Source organism: Streptomyces sp. NPDC057445, assembly GCF_042802855.1.
Classification (GTDB): domain Bacteria; phylum Actinomycetota; class Actinomycetes; order Streptomycetales; family Streptomycetaceae; genus Streptomyces.
The window spans coordinates 454,938-480,620 of sequence record NZ_JBHVDH010000002.1 but is presented as its reverse complement, the minus strand read 5'-3'; the positions used below and the strand labels follow the sequence as shown (position 1 = coordinate 480,620).

At 70.4% G+C, this 25,683-nt stretch carries 22 protein-coding genes; 5 read left to right on the top strand and 17 right to left on the bottom strand.

The features are described 5' to 3' along the window. Positions 1-55: 55 nt before the first annotated feature. The 16 genes from ACFU5O_RS06990 to ACFU5O_RS06915 all read right to left on the bottom strand — a co-directional run bounded on the left by ACFU5O_RS06990 (position 56) and on the right by ACFU5O_RS06915 (position 19,355). On the bottom strand, positions 56-1,441 hold the full coding sequence (locus ACFU5O_RS06990; protein WP_384237323.1) for an aspartate aminotransferase family protein: 1,386 nt from the start codon (positions 1,439-1,441) through the stop codon (positions 56-58). Continuing rightward, a complete protein-coding gene (gene dxs, locus ACFU5O_RS06985) occupies positions 1,438-3,339 on the bottom strand; it encodes a 1-deoxy-D-xylulose-5-phosphate synthase (RefSeq protein ID WP_384237320.1) in 1,902 nt (633 codons plus the stop codon). The genes ACFU5O_RS06990 and dxs overlap by 4 nt, the downstream gene beginning before the upstream one ends. 76 nt (positions 3,340-3,415) lie before the next feature. Then, on the bottom strand, positions 3,416-4,435 hold the full coding sequence (gene hpnH / locus ACFU5O_RS06980; RefSeq protein ID WP_384237317.1) for an adenosyl-hopene transferase HpnH: 1,020 nt from the start codon (positions 4,433-4,435) through the stop codon (positions 3,416-3,418). Positions 4,436-4,440: 5 nt separating this feature from the next. Then, positions 4,441-5,103, bottom strand: coding sequence for a 1-hydroxy-2-methyl-2-butenyl 4-diphosphate reductase (locus ACFU5O_RS06975; RefSeq protein ID WP_384237314.1), 663 nt, complete (start codon positions 5,101-5,103; stop codon positions 4,441-4,443). Continuing rightward, positions 5,104-7,104 carry a squalene--hopene cyclase gene (gene shc / locus ACFU5O_RS06970; protein ID WP_384237311.1) on the bottom strand — a complete coding sequence of 667 codons (2,001 nt, stop codon included), beginning with the start codon at positions 7,102-7,104 and terminating at the stop codon, positions 5,104-5,106. A 146-nt stretch (positions 7,105-7,250) separates the two neighbouring features. Then, a complete protein-coding gene (locus tag ACFU5O_RS06965) occupies positions 7,251-8,351 on the bottom strand; it encodes a polyprenyl synthetase family protein (RefSeq protein WP_384237308.1) in 1,101 nt (366 codons plus the stop codon). Further along, on the bottom strand, positions 8,348-9,739 hold the full coding sequence (hpnE, locus tag ACFU5O_RS06960; protein WP_384237305.1) for a hydroxysqualene dehydroxylase HpnE: 1,392 nt from the start codon (positions 9,737-9,739) through the stop codon (positions 8,348-8,350). Before hpnE ends, ACFU5O_RS06965 begins: the two co-directional genes overlap by 4 nt. Before the next feature lie 135 nt (positions 9,740-9,874). Then, the gene (gene hpnD, locus ACFU5O_RS06955; RefSeq protein ID WP_384237302.1) at positions 9,875-10,813 is read right to left on the bottom strand and encodes a presqualene diphosphate synthase HpnD; all 939 of its coding nucleotides are present in this window, start codon (positions 10,811-10,813) and stop codon (positions 9,875-9,877) included. An 8-nt stretch (positions 10,814-10,821) separates the two neighbouring features. Then, a complete protein-coding gene (hpnC, locus tag ACFU5O_RS06950; RefSeq protein ID WP_384237300.1) occupies positions 10,822-11,709 on the bottom strand; it encodes a squalene synthase HpnC in 888 nt (295 codons plus the stop codon). Between the two features lie 518 nt (positions 11,710-12,227). Continuing rightward, a complete protein-coding gene (locus ACFU5O_RS06945; RefSeq protein ID WP_384237789.1) occupies positions 12,228-13,013 on the bottom strand; it encodes an ABC transporter ATP-binding protein in 786 nt (261 codons plus the stop codon). Between the two features lies 1 nt (position 13,014). Then, positions 13,015-13,944, bottom strand: coding sequence for an ABC transporter permease (locus ACFU5O_RS06940; RefSeq protein WP_384237297.1), 930 nt, complete (start codon positions 13,942-13,944; stop codon positions 13,015-13,017). A 94-nt stretch (positions 13,945-14,038) separates the two neighbouring features. Continuing rightward, positions 14,039-14,911, bottom strand: a complete 873-nt coding sequence (locus ACFU5O_RS06935) for a glycosyltransferase family 2 protein (protein ID WP_384237294.1) — start codon at positions 14,909-14,911, stop codon at positions 14,039-14,041. Between the two features lie 5 nt (positions 14,912-14,916). After that, positions 14,917-15,696, bottom strand: coding sequence for a CDP-alcohol phosphatidyltransferase family protein (locus ACFU5O_RS06930; protein ID WP_384237291.1), 780 nt, complete (start codon positions 15,694-15,696; stop codon positions 14,917-14,919). Continuing rightward, positions 15,674-16,735, bottom strand: a complete 1,062-nt coding sequence (locus ACFU5O_RS06925) for an iron-containing alcohol dehydrogenase family protein (protein WP_384237289.1) — start codon at positions 16,733-16,735, stop codon at positions 15,674-15,676. Before ACFU5O_RS06925 ends, ACFU5O_RS06930 begins: the two co-directional genes overlap by 23 nt. After that, complete coding sequence (locus ACFU5O_RS06920; RefSeq protein ID WP_384237286.1) at positions 16,723-17,460, bottom strand: sugar phosphate nucleotidyltransferase; 738 nt, start codon at positions 17,458-17,460, stop codon at positions 16,723-16,725. Before ACFU5O_RS06920 ends, ACFU5O_RS06925 begins: the two co-directional genes overlap by 13 nt. Further along, positions 17,457-19,355, bottom strand: a complete 1,899-nt coding sequence (locus ACFU5O_RS06915) for a DUF5941 domain-containing protein (protein ID WP_384237786.1) — start codon at positions 19,353-19,355, stop codon at positions 17,457-17,459. The genes ACFU5O_RS06920 and ACFU5O_RS06915 overlap by 4 nt, the downstream gene beginning before the upstream one ends. Positions 19,356-19,782: 427 nt before the next feature. On the opposite strand from ACFU5O_RS06915, the gene galE reads away from it, so the two are divergent. The 4 genes from galE to idi all read left to right on the top strand — a co-directional run bounded on the left by galE (position 19,783) and on the right by idi (position 24,039). Further along, a complete protein-coding gene (galE, locus tag ACFU5O_RS06910) occupies positions 19,783-20,766 on the top strand; it encodes a UDP-glucose 4-epimerase GalE (RefSeq protein WP_384237283.1) in 984 nt (327 codons plus the stop codon). 142 nt (positions 20,767-20,908) lie between these two features. Further along, entirely contained in the window at positions 20,909-21,850 is a 942-nt protein-coding gene (locus ACFU5O_RS06905) for a cation diffusion facilitator family transporter (RefSeq protein WP_384237279.1), read from the top strand. Between the two features lie 186 nt (positions 21,851-22,036). Further along, entirely contained in the window at positions 22,037-23,311 is a 1,275-nt protein-coding gene (locus tag ACFU5O_RS06900) for a GNAT family N-acetyltransferase (RefSeq protein WP_384237277.1), read from the top strand. A gap of 134 nt (positions 23,312-23,445) precedes the next feature. Further along, positions 23,446-24,039 (top strand): isopentenyl-diphosphate Delta-isomerase, encoded by a 594-nt coding sequence (idi, locus tag ACFU5O_RS06895; protein ID WP_384237274.1) that lies wholly within the window; start codon positions 23,446-23,448, stop codon positions 24,037-24,039. A gap of 56 nt (positions 24,040-24,095) precedes the next feature. Here idi and ACFU5O_RS06890 read toward each other — a convergent pair whose 3' ends face one another. Beyond that, positions 24,096-24,569 carry an ATP-binding protein gene (locus ACFU5O_RS06890; RefSeq protein WP_384237273.1) on the bottom strand — a complete coding sequence of 158 codons (474 nt, stop codon included), beginning with the start codon at positions 24,567-24,569 and terminating at the stop codon, positions 24,096-24,098. Between the two features lie 320 nt (positions 24,570-24,889). Here ACFU5O_RS06890 and ACFU5O_RS06885 point away from each other — a divergent pair, with 320 nt between their 5' ends. Beyond that, entirely contained in the window at positions 24,890-25,663 is a 774-nt protein-coding gene (locus ACFU5O_RS06885; protein WP_384237270.1) for an enoyl-CoA hydratase/isomerase family protein, read from the top strand. The last annotated feature ends 20 nt before the right edge of the window (positions 25,664-25,683 follow it).

Here is a 25,683-nt window from a genome sequence, read left to right as displayed (position 1 = left end):
CCAAAATCTTTCCTCTGAGGCAAGTAACTTGCCTCAGAGGCAAAGGACAGGGGCCTCAGCGATTGGCCACGGCCTGCTTGACGAGTGTCCTGCCGAAGTCCCACATCAGGCCGCTTCCCCCGTGCGCGTCGTCCATGACCGCGGTGAAGGCCTGGACGAAGCGCTCGACCTCGGCCTCGCCGATGATCAGCGGCGGGATCAGCTTGATCACTTCCAGATGGTCACCGGAGACCTGGGTGAGGATCCGGTGCTTCTGCAGCAGCGGCACGACCACCATCTGCGCGAAGAGGCCCTTGCGAGCGGCCTGCAGCACGGTCCACCGGCTGCGCAGCTTCAGGGAGGACGGCCTGCCGAACTCGATGCCGATCATCAGCCCGCGCCCGCGGACGTCCTGCAGCAGTTCGTAGCGCTCGACGAGCGCCGCGAGCCGTGTCCTCAGCAGTTCCCCGGTGATCCGTGCGTTCGCGACGATCTGTTCGTCCTCGATCACCGAGAGGACCGCGAGTCCGGCAGCCATCGCCTGGGCGTTCGAGCCGAAGCTCGCGGAGTGCACCAGCACGCGGTCCATCGACGAGTAGACCTTCTTGAAGATCCAGTCCTTGCCGAGGGTCGCGCCCACCGGCACGTAGCCGCCCGAGAGCGCCTTCGCGACGCACACCAGGTCGGGCTCCACGCCCTCCTCGTGCTGGTAGGCGAAGAAGTCGCCGGTCCTGCCGAGGCCGGTCTGCACCTCGTCGGCGATGAGCAGTGCGTTGTGCCGGTGCAGCAGCTCCTGGGCCGCGGACAGGAACCCGGGCGGCGCCTCGTGCACCCCCTTGCCCTGGATGGGCTCCACCACGAAGCCCGCCACATCGCCCCGCTTCAGCTCCCGCTCCAGCGCGCCGAGATCCCCGAGCTCGATCGCGGTGTCGGGGAGCAGCGGGGCGAAGCCGTCCCGGAAGCCCGCCTCGCCGTTGACCGAGAGCGAGCCTGTGGTCAGCCCGTGGAAGGCGTGCGTGCAGTACACGATCCGCGGCCTGCCGGTCGCGTAGCGGGCGAACTTCAGGGCCGTCTCGACCGCTTCCGTGCCGCTGTTGCCGAAGAAGACCCGGTCGAGATGGGGGCTGTGGGCGAGCAGCTTCTCGGCGAGGAGTCCGGGCAGCGGCGGGCAGTCGAAGCGGGTGAGGTCGGCGAGCGAGGCGTCGAGGACGTCGTGCAGCGCCTTGCGGACGACGGGGTGGTGCCGGCCGAGGCCCATGACCCCGAAGCCCGCGAGCATGTCGAGGTGGTCGTTGCCGTCGGCGTCCCAGAAGTACGCGCCCTCGCCCCGCTCGTATACCTTGTCGAAGCCGATGGTGCGGAGCATGCGCGGCAGCTGGTGGTTGAGATGTCTCGTGTGCAGCTCGTACCGTTCGCCGCCGCGCTCGGCGAGCAGGCGCCCGAGGTCGAAGTCCTTGCTCATCGTCCGTGCTCCTCGGGCTCCCGGGTCGCCTTGCGGCGCGCCAGCGCGGCACTGATCCGGCCCGCGATCTCGACCGGCGTCAGACCGATGTCCGCCAGCACCTCGCCGCGCTTCGCGTGCGCGAGGAACTGATCGGGGATGCCGAACGTCCGCAGCGGTACGTCCACGTCGGCGTCCCGGAGCGCCTGTCCGACGGCCGAGCCGACCCCGCCCGCCCGGCTGTTGTCCTCGACCACCGCGACGAGGCGGTGCCGTCCGGCGAGCGGGGCGAGCTGTTCGTCGACGGGCTTGACCCAGCGCGGGTCGACCACGGTGCAGCGCACGCCGCGGGCCTCCAGCAGCTCGGCGGTCCCCAGACACACGGACGCGAGGGCCCCGACCGAGACCAGCAGCACATCGGCGTGCTCGCTCCGGTGGAGCACGTCCATTCCGCCGATCCGCTCCAGTGCGGGAAACGGCTCGCCCACCGACTCCTTGGGGAAGCGCAGTACGGTCGGCGCGTCACTCACGTCCACGGCCTCTCGCAGCTGTGCCCGCAGCTGGTCGGCGTCGCGCGGGGCGGCGATCCTGAGCCCGGGGACGACCTGGAGGACCGACATGTCCCACATGCCGTTGTGGGAGGCCCCGTCCACGCCGGTGACCCCCGCCCGGTCGAGGACGAAGGTCACCGCGCAACGGTGCAGGGCGACGTCCATCAGGAGCTGGTCGAAGGCGCGGTTGAGGAAGGTGGCGTAGACGGCGACGACGGGGTGGAGACCCCCGGTGGCGAGCCCGGCCGCGGAGACGGCCGCGTGCTGCTCGGCGATGCCGACGTCCCAGACCCGGTCGGGGAAGCGTTCGGCGAACCTCGTCAGGCCGACGGGATGCAGCATGGCCGCGGTGATCGCCACGACGTCGGGCCGTTCTGCACCGATCGCGGCGATCTCGTCCCCGAACACCGAGGTCCACGACGGACCGCCGGCCGGTGCCAGCGGCTCGCAGGTCAGCGGGTCCATCACGCCGACCGTGTGGAAGCGGTCCGCCTCGTCCTCCAGCGCGGGCCGATAGCCACGGCCCTTCTCGGTGAGGCAGTGCACCAGCACCGGTCCGTGGAAGCGTTTGGCCCGGCGCAGCCCCGACTCGACGGCGGCGATGTCGTGGCCGTCGATCGGGCCGATGTACTTCAGCCCCAGATCCTCGAACATCCCCTGGGGGGCGAAGGCGTCCTTGAAGCCCTTCTTGGCGCCGTGCAGCGATTCGTAGAGCGGCTTTCCGACCACCGGTGTGTGCTCGAGGACGTCCCTGCCCCAGGCGAGGAAGCGCTCGTAGCCGTCGGTGGTGCGGAGCGTGGCGAGATGGTTGGCAAGGCCGCCTATCGTCGGCGCGTACGAGCGCTCGTTGTCGTTGACGACGATGATCAGCGGCCGGTCCTTGGCCGCGGCGATGTTGTTGAGTGCCTCCCAGGCCATCCCGCCGGTCAGCGCGCCGTCGCCGATGACGGCGACGACGTGGTCGGTGCTGCCGAGGACCTGGTGGGCCTTGGCGAGTCCGTCGGCCCAGCCGAGGACGGTGGAGGCATGGGAGTTCTCGATGACGTCGTGCTCGGACTCCTCGCGGGACGGATAGCCGGAGAGGCCGCCCTTGCCGCGCAGTTTGGAGAAGTCCTGCCGGCCGGTGAGGAGCTTGTGGACATAGCTCTGGTGTCCGGTGTCCCACAGGATCCGGTCGGCAGGCGAGTCGAAGACGCGGTGGAGTGCGACGGAAAGCTCCACCACGCCGAGATTGGGTCCGAGGTGGCCACCGGTTCTGGCCACGGCATGGATGAGGAACTCCCGGATGTCCCGGGCCAGTTGGCAGAGCTCCGCACTTGTCAGCGCCTTGAGATCGCGCGGTCCCCTGATGTTCTCCAGAATCGACACGCCCGGCCCCTCTCTGAATCTGTTGCACACACGGCGGCGGCGGGCGGTGTGCTTCCGCCCGCCGGACCTCTCCTCATCAGCGGCTTCCGGAAACCGTGTCCCGGGCGGCGCGCAGCGACTCCTTCAGGGAGCCCATGGTGGCGAGTACCGCCGTGGGCTCGTAACCGCAGTGCGCCATGCAGTTGGCGCAGCGGGGGTCCTTGCCCCGGCCGTAGCTGCTCCAGTCGGTGTCCTCGACGAGTTCCTTGTACGTGGGCACGTACCCGTCGCTCATCAGATAGCAGGGCCGCTGCCAGCCGAAGAGCGAGTAGTTCGGGATCGCCCACGCCGTGCACGGGAAGTCGACCTTCCCCTCCAGGAAGTCCAGGAAGAGCGGCGAGTGGTTCAGCCGCCAGCGCCGCCGGTTGCCGCCCGCGAAGGCCTTTCTGAACAGTTCGCGGGTCTGCTCGACACCGAGGAAGTGCTCCTGGTCGGGCGCCTTCTCGTAGGCGTACGCGGGCGAGATCATCATCTCGTCGACCTTGAGGTCGTCGTTGAGGTAGTTCAGCACCTCGATGACGGTCTGAGGGGTGTCGGTGTTGAAGAACGTGGAATTGGTGGTGACCCTGAAGCCTCGCTTCTTGGCCTCCTTGATCGCCTCCACCGCCTCGTCGAAGACGCCCTCCTTCGCGACCGACTCGTCATGGCGCTCACGCAGCCCGTCGATGTGGACCGCGAAGGCGAAGAACGGCGACGGCGTGAAGGTGTCCATCTTCTTCCGCAGCAGCATGGCGTTCGTGCAGAGGAAGACGTATTTCTTCCGGGCCACCAATTGGCGCACGATCTCGTCGATCTGAGGGTGCATCAACGGCTCGCCGCCCGCAATGGAGACCATCGGGGCCCCGGATTCGAGAACAGCACCCACCGCCTGTGCGACAGGCATGCGCTGCTTGAGGATTCCGGCCGGGTGCTGGATCTTTCCGCAGCCCTCGCACTTCAGATTGCACGCGAACAACGGCTCCAGCTCCACGATCAGCGGAAACTTCTCACGCCTGCGGAGCTTCTGTTCAAAAAGGTAGGTCCCGACCCTGATGGTCTGACGGAGCGGCATGGCCATCTAGCTCACCTCCTGGGGAGCAGCAAAGAACGGTGCCATTCATAGAAAGCCGGAAGGGCGGCACGCAGGACACGGAAGGCAGATATTCCACCGCGCATCGTGCCGATACGGACCAGTTCGTGCTCAGGAGCGTCCACGACCACCCGGACGGCCGCAACCGGGCGTGCTCCGGCGCTCAGAGCGCTGTGCAGCGTGGCGGCGGACTCCATGTCCACCGCGATGGCTCCCATGGCGGCGAGTTCGGCCCGCTCCTTGCCGCGCACGACATGGCCGGAGGCGGTGAGCGGCCCGTGATGCACGGTGCGGCCGGGCACGGCGCGGGCCAGCTCCTTCATGAGCAGCTCGGTGCCGGTGCAGGGCGTGACGCCCCAGGGGCCACGGGTCTCGTCCGCGACCACCAGGTCACCGGGGTGCATTCCGGAAGCGAGTCCGGCGCAGAAACCCGCCGCGACGACCGCCGCGCCGCGCTGCCGCTCGTCACCGAGCGCCCGCGCGAGGGCGCGCTGTGCGTTGTTCGGACCCATGCCCGTTCGCAGGACGGTCACCGGGCCCGGCGCTCCGCCGCGCCGGCCTCCGGCGCCGCGCAGGGCGAACCGCTCGATGCCGAGCGCGCAGGCGATCAGCAGCGGCGGAACTGTGGAGCCGGACGGCTCCGTGGAATCGTCCATTCAGCCCCCGTTCCGGCGGCCGAGCGGCTCCCCGTGCACATAGCGGCCGAGCGCGGTGAGCGGAAAGACCTGCCGGTAGAGGTGGTAATTGATGGAGAAGTCCCACGGGAAGCCTGTACCGGTGAAGTACGGCTCGTCCCAGGAGCCGTCCGGGGCCTGTGTCTCGGCAAGGAAGCAGATGCCCCGCTCGACCGCCTTTCCCTCCCGCTCCCCCGCCGCCAGCAGGGCCAGCAGCGCCCAGGCGGTCTGTGACGCGGTGGAGACTCCCTGGCCGGCGGTGGTCGGGTCTCGGTAGGAGCGCAGGTCCTCGCCCCAGCCGCCGTCGTCGTTCTGGACGGATTCGAGCCAGTGGACGGCACGCCGGATCGCGGGATGCGAGGTGGGCAGCCCGGCAGCGGCCAGGGCGGGCACCACGGAGCCCGTGCCGTAGAGGTAGTTGACACCCCAGCGCCCGAACCAGGCGCCGTTGGACTCCTGTTCGGCGAGCAGCCACTCGATGCCCGCCCGGGTCCGGGGATGATGGGCCCGGCCCTCATGGGCGAGCATCTCCACGACATGCGCGGTGACGTCGGCGGACGGCGGGTCGATGACCTCGCCGAAGTCGCAGAACGGCAGCCGGTTGGGGAACCGGCTGGTGTTGTCGGCGTCGAAGGCCGCCCAGGCACCGTTCCTCGACTGCATCCCCAGAGTCCAGTTGCCTGCCCGTGCGACCGCGGCGTCGATGCGCGAGGGGTCCGGGTGCTTGACCCGGCGCAGCGCGAGGACCACCTCCGCGGTGTCGTCGATGTCGGGGTAGTTGTCGTTGTGGAACTCGAACGCCCAGCCGCCGGGGGCGAGCCGGGGCCTGCGTACGGCCCAGTCGCCGGGCCTGACGATCTCTTCTGCGAGCATCCAGTCGGCGGCCCTCACCATCGCCGAGTGGTCGGCCGGCAGGCCCGCGTCGGCGAGCGCGATGGTGGCGAGGCAGGTGTCCCAGACCGGTGACTGACAGGCCTCGATCATCCTGGAGCCGTCCTCGCGCCATACGGCGAAGCGGTCGAGCGAGTCGAGACCCGCACGCATGACCGGATGCCGCAGGTCGTACCCGAGCAGGTGCAGGGCGATCAGCGAGTACACGGCGGGCGGCTGGATACCGCCCCAGCAGCCGTCGTTCTCCTGCCGTTCGATGATCCAGTGTGCCGCCGTGTTCATCGCCGCACGGCGCAGCGGGCGCAGGGCGACCCGGTGATAGCCGTGCAGCACCTTGTCGAGGCGCTGGAACAGACCGTCCCAACTGGCCGCGGGCGCGAGCGGCTTGGGCGGATTCGGATGATGGCGGTCGGTGTGCAGCTCGTCGAGCGGGAAGGGCGCCGGGCGTACGGGCCGCTTCGCGGAGACGATCGTGAGCGGCACGATGGTCTGCCGCGCCCAGCAGCCGAAGTCGTAGATGTTGAGGGGGAACCATGAGGGCAGACAGATGAGTTCGGGCGGCAGCTCGGGCAGGTCGTCCCACTTCCACCAGCCGAAGAGCGCGAGCCAGATGCGTGTGAAGACGCGGCTCGCGGCGATGCCGCCCTGCTTGCGGATCCAGGCAGAGGCGAGGGCCATGTGCGGGTCCTCGGGCCGGTCGCCCGCGAGACGCAGGGCGACATACGCCTCGACGGTGGTGGAGAGCTCCCCGGGGCCGCCGTGGAAGGTGGCCCAGGTGCCGTCCTCGCGCTGCTCGCCGCGGATGAAGAGAGCGGCGGCACCGGTGGTCTTCTCGTCCTGGATGCCGAGGAACTGACGGAGCAGCAGGTCTTCTGCGTCCATGGTGACGTTGGTCTCGAGGTCGCCCTTCCACCAGCCCTCGGTGTCCTGGCGGGCGAGCAGGTGCTCGACGGAACGCTGCGCCGCCCGTTCTGCGGCCGACAGGGCGTCCAGCCCTGTCGTGGTGGGGGCGGGAGGTGTGTCGGTCGATTCGCTGGCCGCGGCTGCGCGGGGCCCCGGTGCCCCTGTGCTTCCGTCGGTCGTCGCTGTCATGGCTTCCCCTTCGTGCAGTCGGACATCTGCTACTGCGGGTCTGCCGTCGGCCGGTGCCGGAAGTGGCACCGGCCGGCGACTGCGAACTCATATGCGGCTGATCGTGATCATCTCTTTCGCGTGATCATCGCTGAGGGCGACCGTGCTCATCTCTTGCGCACGACGACGAAGTCGGCGAGCGCCACGAGCTGCGCGCGGACCCGGCCGGGCATGTCGATACGGTCCAGCGCGCCGACCGCTGTCCCGTGCTGCCTGCGGGCCTCTTGGGCGGTCCACTCACGGCCGCCCGCCTCTTCGATCAGGGCGGCCCTGGTGGCGAACTCCTCCTCGGAGAAGCTGTCGAAGTCATTGCTCTTGGCGTCGGCGGCGAGGAGTTCGGCGAGACGCTCAGAGGCCGGACCGCCGGCGGCGAGCGCGGCGACGACGGGGAGGGACTTCTTGCGCTGGCGCAGATCGCTCCAGGTCTGCTTGCCCGTCGCCTCCGGGTCGCCCCAGATGCCGAGCAGGTCGTCCACGGCCTGGAAGGCGAGGCCCAGGTGGTAGCCGTACGCCTCCAGCGTGTCGGCGGTGCGGTCGTCGGCGCCGCCGAGCACGGCACCGATGGACACGGCGCAGGCGAGCAGCGCGCCGGTCTTGTTGCCCTCCATCTCGAGGCACTCCTCGACGGCGACCCGCTCGCGATGCTCGAAGGAGATGTCCTGTGCCTGTCCGTCGATGAGCTTTCGCGTGGCGGTGGTGAGCCGTCGCGTCGCCCGTCCGGCCTCGACCGTGCCGAGTTCCAGCAGGATCTCGTTGGCCAGGGCGAAGAGGGCGTCACCGACGAGGATCGCCTGGGCGGGGCCGTGCACCTTCCACACCGTGTCGCGGTGGCGGCGCTGCTCGTCACCGTCCATCAGGTCGTCGTGGAGCAGGGAGAAGTTGTGCACCAGCTCGACCGCGACGGCGCCGGGGATGCCGACTTCGGGAGCGGCTCCGGCCGCCTCGGCGGAGAGCAGGGCCAGCGCCGGGCGTACGGCCTTGCCACCGTCACCGTCCGCGGGGCGGCCGTGGGCGTCGATCCAGCCGAAGTGGTAGGCGGCGACGGTGTCCATGGGCGGCGCGAGCCGGTCCACGGCAGCGCGCAGCACCGGGGTGGACATGGTCCGTCCGCGCTCGAGCAGCGCGGTGACGTCCGCGGTGTCGACAGCCGGGTTCGCCGAAGGCGCAGTCGGCACTTTCTCTCCTCTGGTTCCGGTGCTCGGTCTCATGCCGTCTCCTTGAGCGGATGTTCATGGGGGCGGCCGAGGGCGGCGAGCGCGGCGTCGGCGGCATTGAAACCGCTGCGCACCGCGCCCTCCATGGTCGCGGGCCAGCCTGTGGCGGTCCACGATCCGGCCAGGTACAGGCCGGGTGCACGGGTGCGTGCGGCGGGCCGGAGCCTGCCGACGCCGGGGGTGGGGGCGAACGTGGCGGTGCGCTCCCGGGTCACGAAGAAATCCCGTACCTCAGCACCGTACGCGGCGGGCAACAGCCGCTCGAGTTCGGGGAGGTAGCGCTCGCGCAGGGTGGCCACGGGGGTGTCGATCTCGTCCTCGGCGGCCGACTGGGACACGGCCAGGTACTGGCCTTCGGCGAGCCCGGAGGCCCGGGTGCGGTCGAAGACCCACTGCACCGGTGTGCCGAGCGCGGCGAAGAACGGCCGGCGCAGCACCGTGCGGTCGTAGATCACATGGAGGTTGAGGATCGGCGCGGTGCCGATGTCGAGCAGCCGGTCCGGGTCCTCGAGCGCGCCCTCGGGCAGCAGGGCATGGGTCTCGCGCTGCGGTACGGCGAGGACGACCGCGTCCGCGTCCAGCCGTTCCGCGCCTGCTGTGACGTTCCAGCGGCCGTCGTCCGTACGGGTGACGGCACTGACGCGGGTGCGCAGTTCGGTGCGGACTCCGGCGGAGTCGAGGGCCTTGCGGGCCAGCGTGTCGTGGAGGTCGCCGAGCGGCACATGGGACCAGCCGATGTCGGCGGCGCCGGGTTCCGAGAGCAGTCCGGTCTTGAAGACCATCGCCGCCAGGGCCATGGAGGCATTGGCCGCGGTGGCGTTGAGCGTGGCGACTCCGACGAGGTCCCAGAGGGCTTCGACGGCGCGCCGCGACTGACCGTGGCGTCCCAGCCAGGTGGCGAAGTCGATCCCGTCGAGTGCGGGGTCGGCGGGGTCGAGTCCCTTGAGCGCGAGCGCGGCGCGCCCGACGGCGGCCCGCTCGGCCAGCGAGAGGTGCGGATACGTCGCCAGGCTGCTCACGAGGTGCAGCGGTACGGGCAGGGCGGTGCGGCGCAGCCGTCCGAGTCGCGGCCTTCGGGGGTCCGCGACATCGAGAACGGGTACGTCGAGCCGGTCCTGCAGCGGGGCCAGACGGGCGCCGTCGACACGCTCGAGGAACCAGCGGTAGGCGGTGCAGCAGCGCAGATACACGTGCTGGCCGTTGTCGACGGTGAGCTCGCCGCGCCGGAAGGAGAAGGCGAGACCGCCGAGCCGCGGGCGGTTCTCGACGAGAGTGACGCGCAGGCCCGCGTCGGCGAGCCGGAGTGCGGCGGTGACACCGGCGAGTCCGCCGCCGACCACGACCGCGTGCTGCTGCGACGTCATGCCGTCATGTGTCGTCATGAGCCCTCCCCGACGTCGGCGCGCGGCGCGCCTGAGCGCTTACCGGCGCGCGCATCGCAGTAGTCAGGGACGCAGCGGCGTCGCGGAGGGTTGCGCATCGGTCACGGGAGTCCGGGACGGGGGCGGGACGGCGCATCAGACACGCCTCCTGACGGTCCCCCGGGAGACGTTCCGGGCGTCGAGCCCGGAGAGGCCACGCACGGCGACGAACGCCTTCTCCCTGCCGGGCAGCGAGACCCGGCCGCGCAGTACGGCCCCGGGGTCCCGCTCGATACGGTCGAGGAGGCGCCGGTAGATCCCCGCCATGGCGGCGACGCAGGCACCGCTGCGCCGGTCGAGCATCGGCAGCAGCCGGTAGCCCTCCGCGAACAGCCCCCGGGCGCGCCGTACTTCGTAGTGGACGAGGCCGGTGAAGTCGGCGCCGGTGGGCGGGGCCGCACGGTGGAAGCCCGCGGAACAGCCGAACTTGGCGAGGTCGTCGCCGGGCAGGTACGTGCGGCCGCCGGCCGCGTCCTCGCGGACGTCGCGCAGGATGTTGGTGAGCTGGAGGGCGAGGCCCAGTGTGTCCGCGTACTCCGGGGCACGGTCGGCGCCCCGCGCGCCGGGCAGGGTGCCGAACACGCCGAGTGAGAGCCGACCGATGGCTCCCGCGACACACCGGCAGTAGACCTTGAGGTCGTCCCAGGTCTCGTACGTCTCGCCGTGGACGTCCATGAGGACACCGTCGATGAGTTCGTCGAGGCCGCCGAGCGGGATCGGGAAGCGGCGCGCCGCGTCGGCCAGTGCCACCGCGACGGGGTCGGTGTCGTCCTCGTCGACCTCGTCGTCGCGGATCCTGCCGAGGAGCTCACGGGTGGCTTCGAGCCGGTCCTGCTTGGTGGCCTCGGTGAGAGCGCCGTCACCGATGTCGTCGACGCGTCGCGAGAAGGCGTAGAGCGCGGACATGGCCTGGCGCTTGTCCGCGGGCAGCAGCCGGATTCCGTAGGCGAAGTTGCGTGCCTGCTGTCCCGTGACGGTCTCGCAGTAGCTGTAGGCCGCCTGGACCGGCGCGGACATGTGGGTCTGTCCCTCCATGCTCCGGCTCACCCCTCTCTACGGGCTCTGCGCAAGACAGCTCCCACTTCGCGCATCAGTCTCGGCTTGGTGGGTCTGGGCGGCCCGGGGAGTACGTCGTGTCCGGCGGCCGCGATCGCGTCGAGAGCGGCGCGTCCCCCGGCCACGAATCCGGCGAGCAGCATTCTGAGCCTGCCGTGGACGCTACCCACGAGAGGGGCGCCTTCATCCAGCAGCAGCCGGGCGCGTTCGGCCTCGAACGCGACCAGGGCGCGCACCGACGCGCCCCCTGTCGGTGCCGCCAGGTCGGCCTCGGTGACATGGAACCGCTTCATGTCCTCTGCAGGGAGATAGACCCGCTCACGGGCGAGGTCCTCCGGGACGTCCTGGAGGTGCTCGATGATCTGCAGTGCGGTGCAGATCAGGTCGGAGAGGCGTACGCGCTCGGGGCTGGTGGCTCCGGTGACGCCGAGGACGAGGCGCCCGACGGGATTGGCGGAGAGTTCGCAGTACGCGACGAGGTCGTCGTAGGTCTCGTAACGGGCGACGAGCTGGTCCTGGCGATTGGCCTCGATGAGGCCGAGGAACGGCTCGGGGGTGAGCGAGTGGCGGCGCACGGCCGGCACCAGGGCGCGCAGCAGCGGATGACGCGGCGTGTCGCCGCCCCCGTCGGAGAAGACACGCCGGAGGTCGGCCTCGAAGGCGTCGAGCATCAGGAGCCGGTCCTCGGCCGATGCGGGGTCGAGCCCGAGGTGGCGGGCGTCGCCGCCGCCCGGCGCGAGGTCGCCGTCGCCGATGTCGTCGACGAGGCGGGCATAGCCGTACACGGCCATCAGGTCGTCGCGCCAGGCGCGCGGCAGGAAGAAGGGGGCTACCGGAAAGTTCTCGTCGGCGGCTTTGTCGAGTGTGGTGCGCATGGAGGCTTCGGGGCGCACCTGCCGGGTTCCCGTCACTGCGGTCTGCCCGGCGCGGGGACGGCTCTGCACACGCGGAGCTGGAGATTTTCCGTCATTGCCGTCACATCTCCCGTTCTACACTGCCGACCCAATACATCCTATTTCGGACACGCCGCCGGACTTTCCGAGTGGAGGACCACCCCGGCGGGTCGGGAAACCCAGGGGGTATCGCCCCACTTGCCGTGAATCAGCACCGGTACAGCTTACGTTGTACAACGCCCGGGACCGTGCCGGGGTGTTGCGGGTATTACGAGAACAACGCGATCCGCGACCAACCTTCCCAGGGGACACAGGACTTGACGGCCGCTTGACGAGACGTGGACCGGAGCTTGACCCTCGCCCGTGCAGCCGCTCCCCTCCCCGAGTCCCGGCCGCCCCGGCACGCCGGGATCGCGGCAGGGCGGACACCTGCCGTCGGACCCGGAAGGGCCCCCGCCGGAGCGATCCGGCGGGGGCCCTCTCCGTGTGGCGCAGGGGGACTACTTCCCGGTCTCCTTCTCGTACGCCTTGATGACCTCGTCGGTGGGGCCGTCCATCAGCAGCTCGCCCTTCTCCAGCCACAGGACGCGGTCGCAGGTGTCCCTGATCGACGAGTTGCTGTGGCTGACCAGGAAGACCGTGCCGGCCTCCTTGCGCAGCTCGCGGATGCGCGCCTCGGAGCGGATCTGGAACTTGCGGTCACCGGTGGCCAGCGCCTCGTCGATCATCAGCACGTCGTGGTCCTTGGCCGCGGCGATCGCGAAGCGGAGCCGGGCCCCCATACCCGAGGAGTACGTGCGCATCGGCAGCGTGATGAAGTCGCCCTTCTCGTTGATCCCGGAGAAGTCGACGATGCTCTGGTAGCGCTCGCGGATCTCGTCGCGCGACATGCCCATGGCCAGACCGCCGAGTATGACGTTCCGCTCTCCGGTCAGATCTCCCATCAGCGCGGCGTTGACGCCGAGGAGGGAGGGCTGACCGTCGGTGTAGACCCGGCCGCTCTCGGTGGGCAGCAGGCCCGCGATGGCCCGCAGCAGGGTCGACTTGCCGGAGCCGTTCGTGCCGATGAGGCCGATGGCCTCGCCGCGGTACGCGGTGAAGGAGACGCCGCGCACGGCGTGCACCTTGCGGATGCCACGGGACTCGCCGCGGTCCCGCCGCAGGATCCGGCTCAGGGCAGCGGTCGCGGTGCCCCGGCCGCCGCCTCCGCCGTTCACGCGGTAGACGATGTGGACGTCGTCCGCGATGACGGTGGGGATGCGGGCGTCACTCGGGTCTTTGTGCAGGTCAGCCACGGCCGTACCGCTCCTCCGCCTTCCAGAAGTAAACAAACCCGGCGATGCCCACCAGCACGGCCCAGATCAGTCCCGCGAACCAGACGTGCGAGGGCAGGTTCGACGAGTCGTAGTCGTTGATCAGCGCGAAGCGGATCAGGTCCATGTAGATCGCCGCCGGGTTGTACAACAGGATGTCGGCGATCCAGGCCGGCTTGTCCTCGAGCATCACCTTGATGGAGAACATGACACCCGAGCCGTACAGCCAGGTGCGCATGATGAACGGCATCAGCTGGGCGAGGTCGGGGGTCTTGCTGCCCATCCGGGCCATGATCAGCGCGAGGCCGACGTTGAACACGAACTGCAGCGCGAGCGCCGGCACCACCAGCAGCCAGCTCAAAGACGGGTAGCTGCCGAACGCGATCACGATGAGCACGAGCACGAGCATCGAGAACAGCAGCTGCTGGAGCTGCTGCAGCGCGAACGAGATGGGCAGCGAGGCGCGCGGGAAGTGCAGCGCCCGGACCAGTCCCAGGTTGCCGGCGATCGACCGGACACCCGCCATCACCGACGTCTGTGTGAACGTGAAGACGAACACGCCCGTCACCAGGAACGGGATGTACACGTCCTTGGACATCCCGCGTCCGGCGCCGAGGATGAGGCCGAAGATCAGGTAGTACACGAGAGCGTTCAGCAGGGGCGTCGCCACCTGCCACAGCTGGCCGAGCTTGGCCTGGCTGTACTGAGCCGTGAGCTTCGCCTGGGAGAAGGCCAGGATGAAGTGCCGACGGCCCCAGAGCTGCCTGACGTACTCGAGGAGTCCCGGTCGGGCACCGCTCACCGAGAGGCCGTACTTGGCGGCGAGCTCCGCCGGCGTCAGACCGTCGTCGGGAGACGGCGTAACGCGTGTCGCGATCGCGCCGTCATGGGTTGTGTCACTCACAAGTTGAAACTTTCGTGTTCAAGATGCGCGGCAGGTGGGCGCCAGGTGGCGGCCGGGTCCCGGAATACGCCCGATGCTCTCAGATCCCGGCCCGTCAGACGACAGGTGGTCGGCCCAGCCGGGTCAGGCGCCACACGGTACGCCACCTGATGGGACGGCGCGGCCCGCACGGAGTCGTCCAGCCCTCCCGGAAGCCGCCGAACCACGCCTTGAGCGCCGGGACGGACGGCCGCCTGAGAAGCGTCAGCGCAATCCATACTCCCAGGTACACCGGCACCAGTGGAGCGGGCAGATTCCGCCGGGCCAGCCAGACCCGGTTGCGCGCCACCATGCGGTGGTAGACCGCATGGCGCGACGGCGGCGTCGTCGGGTGGAACAGCACCATGTCGGAGCGGTAGTCGATCATCCAGCCCGCGTCCAGCGCACGCCAGGCGAAATCCGTCTCCTCATGGGCGTAGAAGAACTCGTCCGGAAGCCCGCCGACCTGGGCGATGACCTTCGTGCGGACCGCGTTGGCGCCGCCCAGGAAGGTCGTCACCCGGGACGACCGCATCGGGTCAGAGGCGCGCAGCCGCGGAACGTGCCGGCGTTGGGTGGCCCCGGTCTCCGGGTCGGCGATCCGGAAGCTGACGATCCCGAGGCTCGGGTCCTCGTCGAACGCCCGGCGCACCAGTTCCGCGGTGTCGCTGTTCGGCAGCAGACCGTCGTCGTCGAGGAACAGCAGGGCGTCCACGTCGGTCCCCGAGGGACCGAAGGCCTCGATCCCGGCGTTGCGCCCGCCCGGGATGCCCAGGTTCTCCGGCAGGTCGATCGTGCGTACGCCCTCCGGGACGTCGGTCACCGGGGCACCGTTGCCGACGACGACCACCTCGACCGGGTCGCCGTCCTGCTTGGCGACCGAGTCGATGAGGGCACGCAGATCGTCGGGGCGGTTGCCCATGGTGATGATGACGGCACCGAGCTTCATGGCGCTCACCTCAGCCTGCTGGAGACGAGGACCGACACCAGGTGCAGCACCGTCTGGAGCAGCGCGATCCCGGCCAGCACCGCGACACCGAGGCGGGTGAAGAACAGGTCGCCCCGGACCTGGTCGAGGATCGCCAGCACCAGGATGAGCAGGGACGCCTCGATACCGAGGACCAGCCGGTGGAACTTCAGCGCGGCGGCGGCCCGGCGGGCGAGCGCCATACCGGACGAGCGGGGCTCGGCCGCCGCGTCCTTGACCGGCTCCATCCCGGCCTGGTGGCGGGCCACGCCGACCAGGTCGGTCTCGGCCTTGATCAGGATCGCGCCGAGCGCCGCGAGGGTGCCGAGGAAGGCCCACAGCCAGTCGATCTGCCCGCCGCCCCACGGGTCCGCGGCGCGCAGGCCGAAGCCGACCAGGACCGCCGCGTCGCACAGATAGGCGCCGACGCGGTCCAGGTACACGCCGGAGAGGGAGTACTGCTTCTTCCAGCGGGCGACCTCCCCGTCCACGCAGTCCAGCAGCAGATAGAGCTGGACCATCACCACGCCGAGGACGGCTCCCCAGATGCCCGGCACCAGCAGGGCCGGCAGCGCCAGCACACCGGCCAGGGTCATCAGGTAGGTCAGCTGGTTCGGCGTGACCTTGGTGCCGACCAGGACGCGGGTGATGCGCAGGGAGATCTCGCGCATGTACAGGCGGCCGCCCCAGTGCTCGCCACTGCGCCGGTCCTTGACACCGGCCGGGTGAACGACCGGACGGAGCTCAGCTACGGATGGTCTTGGCATAGTCGGCGTACGCGTCCCTGATCTGGTCGGTGGACAGGTCGAGGTGCTCGATGATGGTGAAGCGCCCGGGGCGGGTCTGCGGTGCGTACTCCACGGCCGTGACGAACTCGTCGACGGAGAACCCGATCTCCTCGGGCAGCACCGGCAGTCCGTGCTTGCCGAGCACCTCGGCGAAGAGCCGGGACTCCTCGTGGGCGCCGCGCAGATGCATCGCGAAGGCTGCGCCCATTCCGACCTGCTCGCCGTGGAGCGCACAGCGCTTGGGGAAGAGCAGGTCGAAGGCGTGACTGATCTCGTGGCAGGCGCCCGACGAGGGCCGGGTGTCGCCGCTGATCGACATGGAGATGCCGGTCAGGACCAGTCCCTCGGCCAGCACCGTGAGGAAGCCGTCGTCGCCGACGCCACCGGGGTGGCGCAGGACGGACTCGCCGGCGGTGCGGGCCATGGCGGCGGCAAGACCGTCGACCGGCTCACCGGTGATCCGGTGCGACAGCTCCCAGTCGGCGATGGCGGAGATGTTGGAGATCGCGTCGCCGATCCCGGCCCGGACGAACCGGACCGGGGCCTCACGGATGACATCAAGGTCGATGACCACCGCGATCGGCGTGGGGACCCCGTAGGACCCCCGGCCGTTGTCGTTGTCGAGCGTGGCGACCGGGGAGCAGAGCCCGTCGTGCGCGAGGTTCGTGGCGACCGCCACCATGGGCAGGCCGAGACGGGCCGCGGCGTACTTGGTGACGTCGATGATCTTGCCGCCGCCGAGGCCGACGACCGCGTCGTACCGCTTGCCCTTGATCTCGTCGGCGAGCCTGACCGCCGAGTCGATGGTGCCGTCCGCGACCTCGTACCAGTCGGCCCCGGGCAGGACCGGGGCCAGCCGCTCACGCAGCGCCTGGCCGGAACCGCCGCTTATCGCGAAGGCAAGCCGGCCGGAGCTGGAGATCCGCTGGTCGGCGAGGAGGCCGGCCAGGTCGTCGAGGGCCCCGGGCCGGATGTCGACGACAACGGGTGACGGGATGAGTCGTGTCAGTACTGGCACGCGATCTCACGGCCCTTCGCGAGGTCGTCGTGGTTGTCGATCTCGACCCACTTGACGTCACCGATCGGCGCCACGTCGATCCGGAAGCCACGGTTCACGAGCTCCTGGTAGCCGTCCTCGTAGTAGAGGTCCGGGTCGCGCTCGAAGGTGGCCTTCAGTGCGTCCGCAAGCTCCTCGGCCGCCTCGGGCTCGATGAGGGTGACCCCGATGTACTCGCCGGTGGCGGAGGCCGGGTCCATCAGCTTGGTGATCTTCTGTACGCCCTGGCCGTCGGCGGTGATCACCTTCATCTCCTCGTCGGCCAGCTGCTTCACCGTGTCGAGGGCGAGGATGATCTTCTGGCCGTTGCCCCGGGCCGCGAGGAGGGTGTGCTCGACGGAGACCGGGTGCACGGTGTCGCCGTTGGCGAGGATCACGCCCTGCTTGAGGACGTCACGGGCGCACCAGAGGGAGTAGGCGTTGTTCCACTCCTCGGCCTTGTCGTTGTCGATGAGGGTGAGCTTCAGGCCGTACGTGGCCTCGAGCTCGTCCTTGCGCGCGTACACGGCTTCCTTGCGGTAACCGACGACGACGGCGACCTCGGTGAGACCGATCTCCTGGAAGTTCTTCAGCGTGAGGTCGAGGACCGACAGGTCCCCGTCAACGGGCACGAGGGCCTTCGGAAGCGTGTCGGTGTAGGGACGCAGACGCCGTCCGGCACCGGCTGCCAGTACGAGGCCGATCATGCGGGTTCTCCTTCGTCATGTACGGCGGGTGCTCCGGCGGAGACCCAGAAGCGGATGGACTCCACGAGCACCACCAGCGCCACGGCCACCGCGAGGACGGTGAGCGCGACGGTGAAAGCGGTACCGCTCGACACCAGGACCGCGGCCAGGACCGCCACCGCCAGCGTGCGGCCTTCATGCCCGCCGATCGTCCGCACCAGCCAGGCAGGCGGCGCACCGGTGCCGCCGCGGATGCGGTACACCGTGTCGTAGTGATGGTAGGCGACCGCGGCCACCAGGCCGAAAGCCGCGGGAAGGGCCCCGTTCACCTCGGAGCGGGCGGCGAGGAGCAGGATCACGCCGTACTCGCAGGCCCGGAAGACCGGGGGGACGAGCCAGTCGAGGGCGCCTTTGAGAGGGCGCGCGACGGCGAAGCCGGAGGTGGCGGCGTACAGCGCGGCTGCGGCCACCGGCCACCAGCTGCCGTGGTCCGAGAAGGCCGCGGCACACACCACGGCGGCGCCGCCGGTGACGGCCACCGTGAGGGGCGCGAAGCCGGGCAGCCGGCGGGCGGCCTTGGCGAAGGCGCCGGCGAAGCCCTCGGCGAGCGGGCCGGAGTCGGCGAGATCCGCGAGGGCCCTCGCCGCGCGGTCGGTCCGCCGCGCCTTGCGGGTGAGCGAGCGCAGGACCCGGCCCGCCGTGGTGTAGGTCGCGGCGAAGGCGCAGCCGACTAGCAGGGCGTAGAAGACGACGCGGGGCGTGGACACGGCCGTCAGCACGGCGATCATGGCCCATCGCTCGCCGATCGGGAGGACGATCATGCGGCGCAGCCAGACCGTCCAGCCCACGCTGTCGAGCTTGTCGGACAGGGCGGCTGTGGGGCTCGTGTTGGCGGTCGCGTCGTGGTTCGCCTCGTTGAACGAGAAGTCCACGACATGCCGGCAGGTCTGCAGCACCATCGCCCCGAGGGCCAGTGCCCATACGTCGTCACCGCCGCGTGCGGCGCCCAGGGCGAGGCCCGCGTAGTACGCGTACTCCTTGGCCCGGTCGAAGGTGGCGTCGAGCCAGGCGCCCATCGTCGAGTACTGCAGGGAGTAACGGGCCAGCTGCCCGTCGGTGCAGTCCAGGACGAAGGAGAAGAGGAGCAGCACGCCCGCGGCGACGAAGCCTCCGCGGGTGCCGGTGGCGGCGGCACCGGCCGCGATCAGCGCGGTGATCAGCGAGGCGGTGGTGACCTGGTTGGGGGTCAGTCCGCGGCGCGCGCACCAGCGGGCGATGTAGCGCGAGTACGGGCTGATGAAGAACGTGGTGAAGAACCCGTCGCGGGCCTTCACGGCCGAGCGCAGACGTACGGCCTCTTCGTCCACGGCGGCGACGGCCTGCCGGGCCTCGTTCCGCGCCTGGGCATCCCGCGGCACGGTCGCCACGAGCGAACCGAGCTCGGGTCGGTGCGGTGGGAAGCCTTCTGCGTCGAGGGCGTCGGCGACACGGTCGGCGAGTACGGCGCTGCCCCTCCCGGGGTGCCCTGCGGCCGGGGCGGCGTCCGGGGTGACGGCGCTCGCGGTCGTGGCCTTGGGCGAGTCGTGGTTTCCTGCCCGGGCCCCGGTCGTCGTCGCGTCGGAGGACTCGGCACCGGTGGTCACGGTGTCGCTCCCCGGGCTTCCGCCCGCCACGGCCGCACGGCCGCTCTCTTCGCCCGCAGCCTCGGGGGCGGGGGCGGGGGCGGGGGCGGGGGCGCCGACGGGGGCCCCCGATCCGGTGGAGCCGGATACGGCCGCCGCGCGCAGCGCGCTGAGCAGAGCCGGCCGCGCTTCAGGCTGGGCCGTCACCGCGCCCGGAACCGCGGACGCCGCGAAGCGCGGGTCCGTCAGGCCCAGACGAAGAGCATGAACATGGCCGACGAAGTCCGGGTCCACCACGGCGACACGCTGGGCAGCGGGGACCGTGGCAAGCAGCGCGGCGGTCTCCTCGGCACCCGAGGCGACGCGGACGTCGAAGCCCAGCGACCGGAGATCGCCTTCGAGCGGCGATCCGGGTGCCGGCGGGCCGGTGAGGATGGCGGTCGACAGACGGACTCACTCCTTGGCGCTGACAGACGGGTGTGTACGGCGGCTCGGCCCGGCATCCGGGCGGCGGCATTCGGCAGAGGCTATCCGATGTCCGGAATCCCGAGTTCACCGAGGTTTCCCGGTGGGGACACTCCCCCTCCCCCTGTCCGCCCTCTGCTCCGTACGGGGGATTGCCGCAACCATGGCCTGCCCGCCGCGGTCCGGCCTAGATCATCATCGTCGATCGATGCCATGCCCCACAAACCGCGTCCCGCGACCGCCTAGGGTGGCGGCTATGACTTGGCTGATCACAGGTGGAGCGGGCTACATCGGGGCCCATGTGGCACATGCCATGACCGAGGCCGGGGAGCGTGTCGTCGTCCTCGACGACATCTCGACGGGGGTTCCCGGACGGCTGCCCGAGGGGGTGCCCCTGGTGTGCGGTTCGGTGCTCGACAGGGAGCTGCTGGACCGTGCGTTCGCCGAGCACACCATCACCGGGGTGGTGCATCTCGCGGCGAAGAAGCAGGTCGGGGAGTCCGTGGAGCAGCCGCTGAGCTACTACCGCGAGAATGTGCACGGACTCACAGTGCTGCTGGAAGCCGTGGTCGCCGCGGACGTGAAGCGCTTCCTCTTCTCCTCGTCCGCCGCCGTGTACGGGGTCCCCGATGTGGAGCTCATCACGGAGGACACCCCCGCGGTGCCCATCAACCCGTACGGCGAGACCAAGCTCGCCGGTGAATGGCTGGTCAGGGCGGCGGGGCAGGCCCACGGCATCGCCACCGCCTGTCTGCGCTACTTCAATGTGGCGGGCGCCGCGCGGCCCGACCTCGCCGACACCGGGGTGTTCAACATCATCCCGATGTTCTTCGACCGGATCACCCGGGGTGAGGCGCCGCGGATCTTCGGCGACGACTACCCGACCCCGGACGGCACCTGCATCCGCGACTACATCCATGTCGCCGACCTCGCCGACGCCCATCTCGCGGTGGCTCGCCGTCTGGCCACCCAGGACGGCGCCGGGGACCTCACCGTGAACATCGGCCGCGGAGAGGGGGTCTCCGTCCGCGCGCTCGCCCGCCTCGTCGCCGAGGTGACGGGCCACGGCACGCCCGCGGTCGTCGAAGGGCGCCGCCCGGGTGACGCCGCACAGGCGGTCGCCTCGGTCGAGCGCATCGCCAAGGAGCTGGGGTGGACGTCCTCGCGCGGGGTGCTCGAGATGGTCGAGTCGGCCTGGGAGGGCTGGGTGCTGCGTCACCCGGAGGCGGCTGCCCGCTGATCGCCACCTGTTCTGACCTGCGCACATAACCGCAGGTCAGAGCATATGACAACGGTGTTCAGCTTCGTGTTGCCGGATACCCCCCACCCGTAGTTCACTGGCCATTCGGCAGATCGTTCGTACGGATCCGGGAGGCATCCTCATGGGGGCTGGGCACGACCACGGGCATACGCACGGCGGTGCTCCGCCGACGGGGACCGCGGCCGCCGCCTACAAGGGGCGGCTGCGGACAGCCCTGGGGATCACGCTGGGCGTGATGGTGCTGGAGATCGTGGGCGGGATCCTGGCGAATTCACTGGCCCTGATCGCCGACGCCGCGCACATGGCCACGGACGGCCTCGGCCTCGCGATGGCCCTGCTGGCGATCCACTTCGCCAACCGCCCGGCCGACGCACGGCGCACGTTCGGCTTCGCCCGGGCCGAGATCCTCGCGGCGCTGGCGAACTGTGTGCTGCTGCTCGGGGTCGGCGCCTTCCTGCTGTACGAGGCGGTACAGCGCTTCATCACTCCCGCCGAGACCAGGGGCGGCGTGGCCATCGCCTTCGCCCTGGTCGGCCTGATCGCCAATCTGGTGTCCCTGTCGCTCCTGATGCGGGGCCAGAAGGAGAGCCTCAATGTGCGCGGGGCCTATCTCGAGGTCCTGGCCGACGCCCTCGGCTCCGTGACCGTGCTGATCGCCGCGGGCATCATCCTGGCCACCGGATGGCAGGCGGCCGACCCGATCGCCTCGCTGGTGATCGGTGTGATGATCGTGCCGCGTACGCTCAAACTGCTGAGGGAGACGCTGAACGTCCTGCTGGAAGCGGCTCCGAAGGGCGTCGACATGGCGGAGGTGCGCGAGCACATTCGCGCGCTGCCGGGTGTCGAGGACGTTCACGATCTGCACGCCTGGACCATCACCTCCGGCATGCCGGTGCTCTCGGCCCATGTCGTGGTCGCGCAGGACGTGCTGGACGCGATCGGCCACGAGAAGATGCTGCACGATCTGCAGGGCTGCCTCGGGATGCACTTCGACGTCGAGCACTGCACGTTCCAGCTGGAGCCCGGTGGTCATGCCGCACACGAGGCGGGACTCTGTCACTGACGCCTGCTACCTTGGTCCGAAGCCGTGATCTTGAGAGGAGCTGAGGTTGATGACTGTCTCCATCGTTGCTGCCCTGCGCAGCGCCCGGTCCGTCATCGACCTCCCGGTTCCCGGCCGGCCCGATTCCGTACGCTGACCTGATTCCGTACATCGGCCGGGGCCCGCTCACTCAAGGGGTTTCCCACGTTGTCCGACAGCGCCCGCCGCGAAAGCGGCGCAACCGACTTCACACACGAAGCGTTCTTCACCCTTCACCACGGTCTGCCCCGGCAGGGGCCCGGCTCCGACGCCACGACCCGCAGGCTGCTGGCCCTCGCCGGGCCGCTGCCGTCCCGTCCGCGCGTGCTCGATCTGGGCTGCGGCCCCGGCCGTGCCGCGCTGCTGCTGGCCGCCGAGGCCGGCGCCGATGTCACGGCCGTGGATCTGCACCAGCCGTTCCTCGACGAGCTGCGTGAGGCCGCCGAAGCCCGCGGGCTCGGCGCCCGTATCCGTACCGTCAACGCCGACATGGGCGAACCCGCGTTCCCGGACGGGTCCTTCGACCTCGTCTGGGCGGAGAGCTCGGCGTACTCGATCGGCTTCGACTCCGCTCTGCGCACCTGGCGTCGGCTGCCTGCACCCGGCGGGGCACTCGTCGTCACCGAGTGCGAGTGGACCACCGAAGAACCGAGCGCCGGGGCACGCGCGTTCTGGGACGAGCACTACGCCCTGCGTACGACGGCCGGGAACGCCGCTGCCGCGGCGGCCGCGGGCTACTCGGTCCTCGGTGTGTACCGGCAGCCCGAGAGCGACTGGGCGGAGTACTACGGTCCGCTCGGTGAGCGGGCCGACGCCGCCGACGCCACGGCTCCCGGCATGGCCGCGGCGCTCGCCGCCACCCGGGCGGAGATCGCCGTGCGCCGCGAGCACGGGTCGCAGTACGGCTACACCGGATATGTCCTTCGGCCCGCCGATCCTCGCTGGCCGACCCGTCCGGAGACGGCCGCCGACATCCCGGCCGTGCGTGCCGTCAACGAGGCGGCGTTCCCGGCACGGGACGAGGCCGACCTCGTCGACGCGCTCCGGCAGGACACGTCGGCCTGGCTGCCGGGCCTCTCGTACGTGGCGCAGGCGCCGGACGGCTCGGTCGCTGCGTACGCGCTGCTCACCCGGTGCCGGGTGGGTGACGCGCCCGCGCTGGCGCTGGCCCCCTGTGCCACCGCGCCGGAGCATCAGAGGCAGGGTGCGGGTTCCGCGGTGATCCGGGCCGTGCTGGACGCGGCACGGGCGCGTGGTGAGCGCCTGGTCCTGGTGCTGGGCCATCCGGAGTACTACCCGCGGTTCGGTTTCGAGCCGGCCTCACGGCTGGGGATCGCTCCGGCGTTCGAGGTCCCCGAGGCGGCGATGATGGCACTCCTCCTGGACGGTTCCACGGCATCACCGCAGGGCACGATCACCTACCCGGGAGCCTTCGGGGTCTGATCCACCGTCCGCGCCCGCCCCGCGCCCGCGGGGCGGCGCGGACATGCCCAAGGGCGGTGAAGTGCGGACAAGCCGCTTTTGTACGGCAGACTGGGTTGGCCCCCCAGGGCCGAGGACCGAAGCGAAGGATGGCTATGCCGACCACACCTGCGACCGCGGCGAACAGCTCGCCGAACGGCACCATGCAGCCGATCTTGCTCGAACTGGTCGACGAGAACGGCCATACCATCGGCACCGCCGAGAAGCTCTCCGCCCATCAGGCACCCGGTCAGCTGCACCGGGCGTTCTCCGTGTTCCTCTTCGACGAGCACGGGCGGCTGCTGATCCAGCGCCGCGCACTCGGCAAGTACCACTCCCCCGGCGTGTGGTCGAACACGTGCTGCGGCCACCCGTACCCGGGTGAGGCGCCGTTCACCGCCGCTGCCCGTCGCACATACGAGGAGCTGGGCGTCTCACCGTCGCTGATGGCGGAGGCGGGAACGGTCCGCTACAACCACCCGGACCCGGCGTCGGGCCTGGTCGAGCAGGAGTTCAACCACCTCTTCGTGGGCCTGGTGCAGGCTGCGCCGCGACCGGACGCACAGGAGGTCGGCGAGACGGCTTTCGTCACGGCTGCCGAGCTCGTCGAACGCCATGCCAGGGATCCGTTCTCTGCGTGGTTCATGACGGTTCTCGACGCGGCGCGCCCCGCGATCAAGGAACTCACGGGGACCGCCGGGGGCTGGTGAGGCGATCCGGGTGGGCCCTGTGGACCGGATTCGGTGGGCAGGATCCGGGCGACGCCTTACAGCGGCGCCGGGCCGCGGGCGTCGGCCGTGGCGTACGGCAGCGCCGCCCAGATGATCTTTCCCCCGGTGACGGTGTGCTCGACGTCGCAGGTCCCGCCCGCCTCCCGGGTGATCTCCTTGACCAGAAGCAGTCCACGGCCACCGGTCTGCGCGTAGTCGGTCTCCAGTGCCTTGGGCCGGTACGGGTGGTTGTCCTCGACAGCCACCCGGATCCATTCGGGCCCGATCGCGACCTCGACGGCAACCTCGGGCGAGAGCAGGGCCGCATGCCGCACGGCATTGGTCACCAGCTCGGAGACGATCAGCAGGAGCCCCTGCAGAGTCTCGTCGTGGACCGGCACGCCCTGGCGGCGGATCAGGTCGCGGACCGCGTGTCTGGCCTGGGGCACGGAGACTTCGAGCGCGGGTGCGGTGAACCGCCAGACGCCCGCGTACGCCGGCCGCGCCGGGACGCTCCCGGGGCTCTCCATAGTCCCGCACCCACCCTCGTGAATCGTGGTCAGGAAACCCGTTGACTACGTGCCTAATGAGTGTGGGAACGGGATGGTCCATACCCGGCCGCTGAGCACAAGTCATCGACTATCGGCGGAATCCGACCGGGTGGCAAAGGAGAGTGCCAGATGCACGACCGACCCTGATCTTCTTCTGTCGGCTTCCCTGCCTCGGCGGTGTGCGTCCCCGTGTGCCACCTCCAGCGTCGGCGCGCCCGGAGCCGTGCCGGCCTTCCACCTCCCGTCACGGCGATGGCCTGCCGGTATCCGGCTCGCGCACGGGCGATAGCATCCGGCGCATGGACCGTACGGAGCCGCAGGACGAGCAGATCTTCGCGGAGGTGGGCGCCGGGGTCGCCACCGTCGTCATCAGCAATCCCGGCAAGCGCAACGCCATGACGGCCGGGATGTGGCGTGCACTGCCGCAGCTGCTCGAAGGGCTCGCGCACGACCCACAGGTGAGGGCGCTCGTGCTGACCGGTGCGGGAAACACCTTCTGCGCCGGTGCGGACATCTCCTCGCTGCGCGAGCACGCCCCGGGGGCCGACGAGGATCCGCAGAGTCTGGCCGTACGGGCGGAGGAGGCGCTCGCGGCATTCCCCAAACCGACCCTCGCGGCGGTGCGAGGCTTCTGTGTGGGGGGCGGCTGCCAGTTGGCCGCGGCCTGCGATCTGCGGTTCGCGGAGGAGGGCGCCTCCTTCGGGATCACTCCGGCGAAGCTGGGGATCGTCTACCCGGCGTCCTCGACACGGCGTCTGGTCTCGCTCGTGGGACCGGCCACGGCGAAGTACCTGCTGTTCTCGGGTGAGTTGACCGGTACCGAACGCGCTCTGCGCACCGGCCTGGTGGACGAGGTGCTGCCCGAGGGAGAACTCGGCAAGCGGGTCGCCGAGTTCACCCGTGTGCTGACCAGCCGGTCCCAGCTGACGCAGGCCGCCGCGAAGGAGTTCGCGGCGGGACGCACGGACCGCGACACCTACTGGACGGAGCAGGCGCGCGGCAGCGGCGACTCCGCGGAGGGGGTCGCCGCCTTTCTGGAGCGCAGGCCGCCGCACTTCACCTGGACCGTGTGACGCCCGCCGGCCGGACCGTG

Coding starts and splice junctions, on each gene's coding strand:
- ACFU5O_RS06990 (WP_384237323.1), bottom strand. CDS start 1,441: ATGAGCAAGGACTTCGACCTCGGGCGCCTGCTCGCCGAGCGCGGCGGC.
- hpnH (WP_384237317.1), bottom strand. CDS start 4,435: ATGGCCATGCCGCTCCGTCAGACCATCAGGGTCGGGACCTACCTTTTT.
- ACFU5O_RS06975 (WP_384237314.1), bottom strand. CDS start 5,103: ATGGACGATTCCACGGAGCCGTCCGGCTCCACAGTTCCGCCGCTGCTG.
- shc (WP_384237311.1), bottom strand. CDS start 7,104: ATGACAGCGACGACCGACGGAAGCACAGGGGCACCGGGGCCCCGCGCA.
- ACFU5O_RS06965 (WP_384237308.1), bottom strand. CDS start 8,351: ATGAGACCGAGCACCGGAACCAGAGGAGAGAAAGTGCCGACTGCGCCT.
- hpnE (WP_384237305.1), bottom strand. CDS start 9,739: ATGACGACACATGACGGCATGACGTCGCAGCAGCACGCGGTCGTGGTC.
- hpnD (WP_384237302.1), bottom strand. CDS start 10,813: ATGGAGGGACAGACCCACATGTCCGCGCCGGTCCAGGCGGCCTACAGC.
- hpnC (WP_384237300.1), bottom strand. CDS start 11,709: ATGCGCACCACACTCGACAAAGCCGCCGACGAGAACTTTCCGGTAGCC.
- ACFU5O_RS06935 (WP_384237294.1), bottom strand. CDS start 14,911: ATGAAGCTCGGTGCCGTCATCATCACCATGGGCAACCGCCCCGACGAT.
- ACFU5O_RS06930 (WP_384237291.1), bottom strand. CDS start 15,696: ATGCCAAGACCATCCGTAGCTGAGCTCCGTCCGGTCGTTCACCCGGCC.
- ACFU5O_RS06920 (WP_384237286.1), bottom strand. CDS start 17,460: ATGATCGGCCTCGTACTGGCAGCCGGTGCCGGACGGCGTCTGCGTCCC.
- galE (WP_384237283.1), top strand. CDS start 19,783: ATGACTTGGCTGATCACAGGTGGAGCGGGCTACATCGGGGCCCATGTG.
- ACFU5O_RS06905 (WP_384237279.1), top strand. CDS start 20,909: ATGGGGGCTGGGCACGACCACGGGCATACGCACGGCGGTGCTCCGCCG.
- idi (WP_384237274.1), top strand. CDS start 23,446: ATGCCGACCACACCTGCGACCGCGGCGAACAGCTCGCCGAACGGCACC.
- ACFU5O_RS06890 (WP_384237273.1), bottom strand. CDS start 24,569: ATGGAGAGCCCCGGGAGCGTCCCGGCGCGGCCGGCGTACGCGGGCGTC.
- ACFU5O_RS06885 (WP_384237270.1), top strand. CDS start 24,890: ATGGACCGTACGGAGCCGCAGGACGAGCAGATCTTCGCGGAGGTGGGC.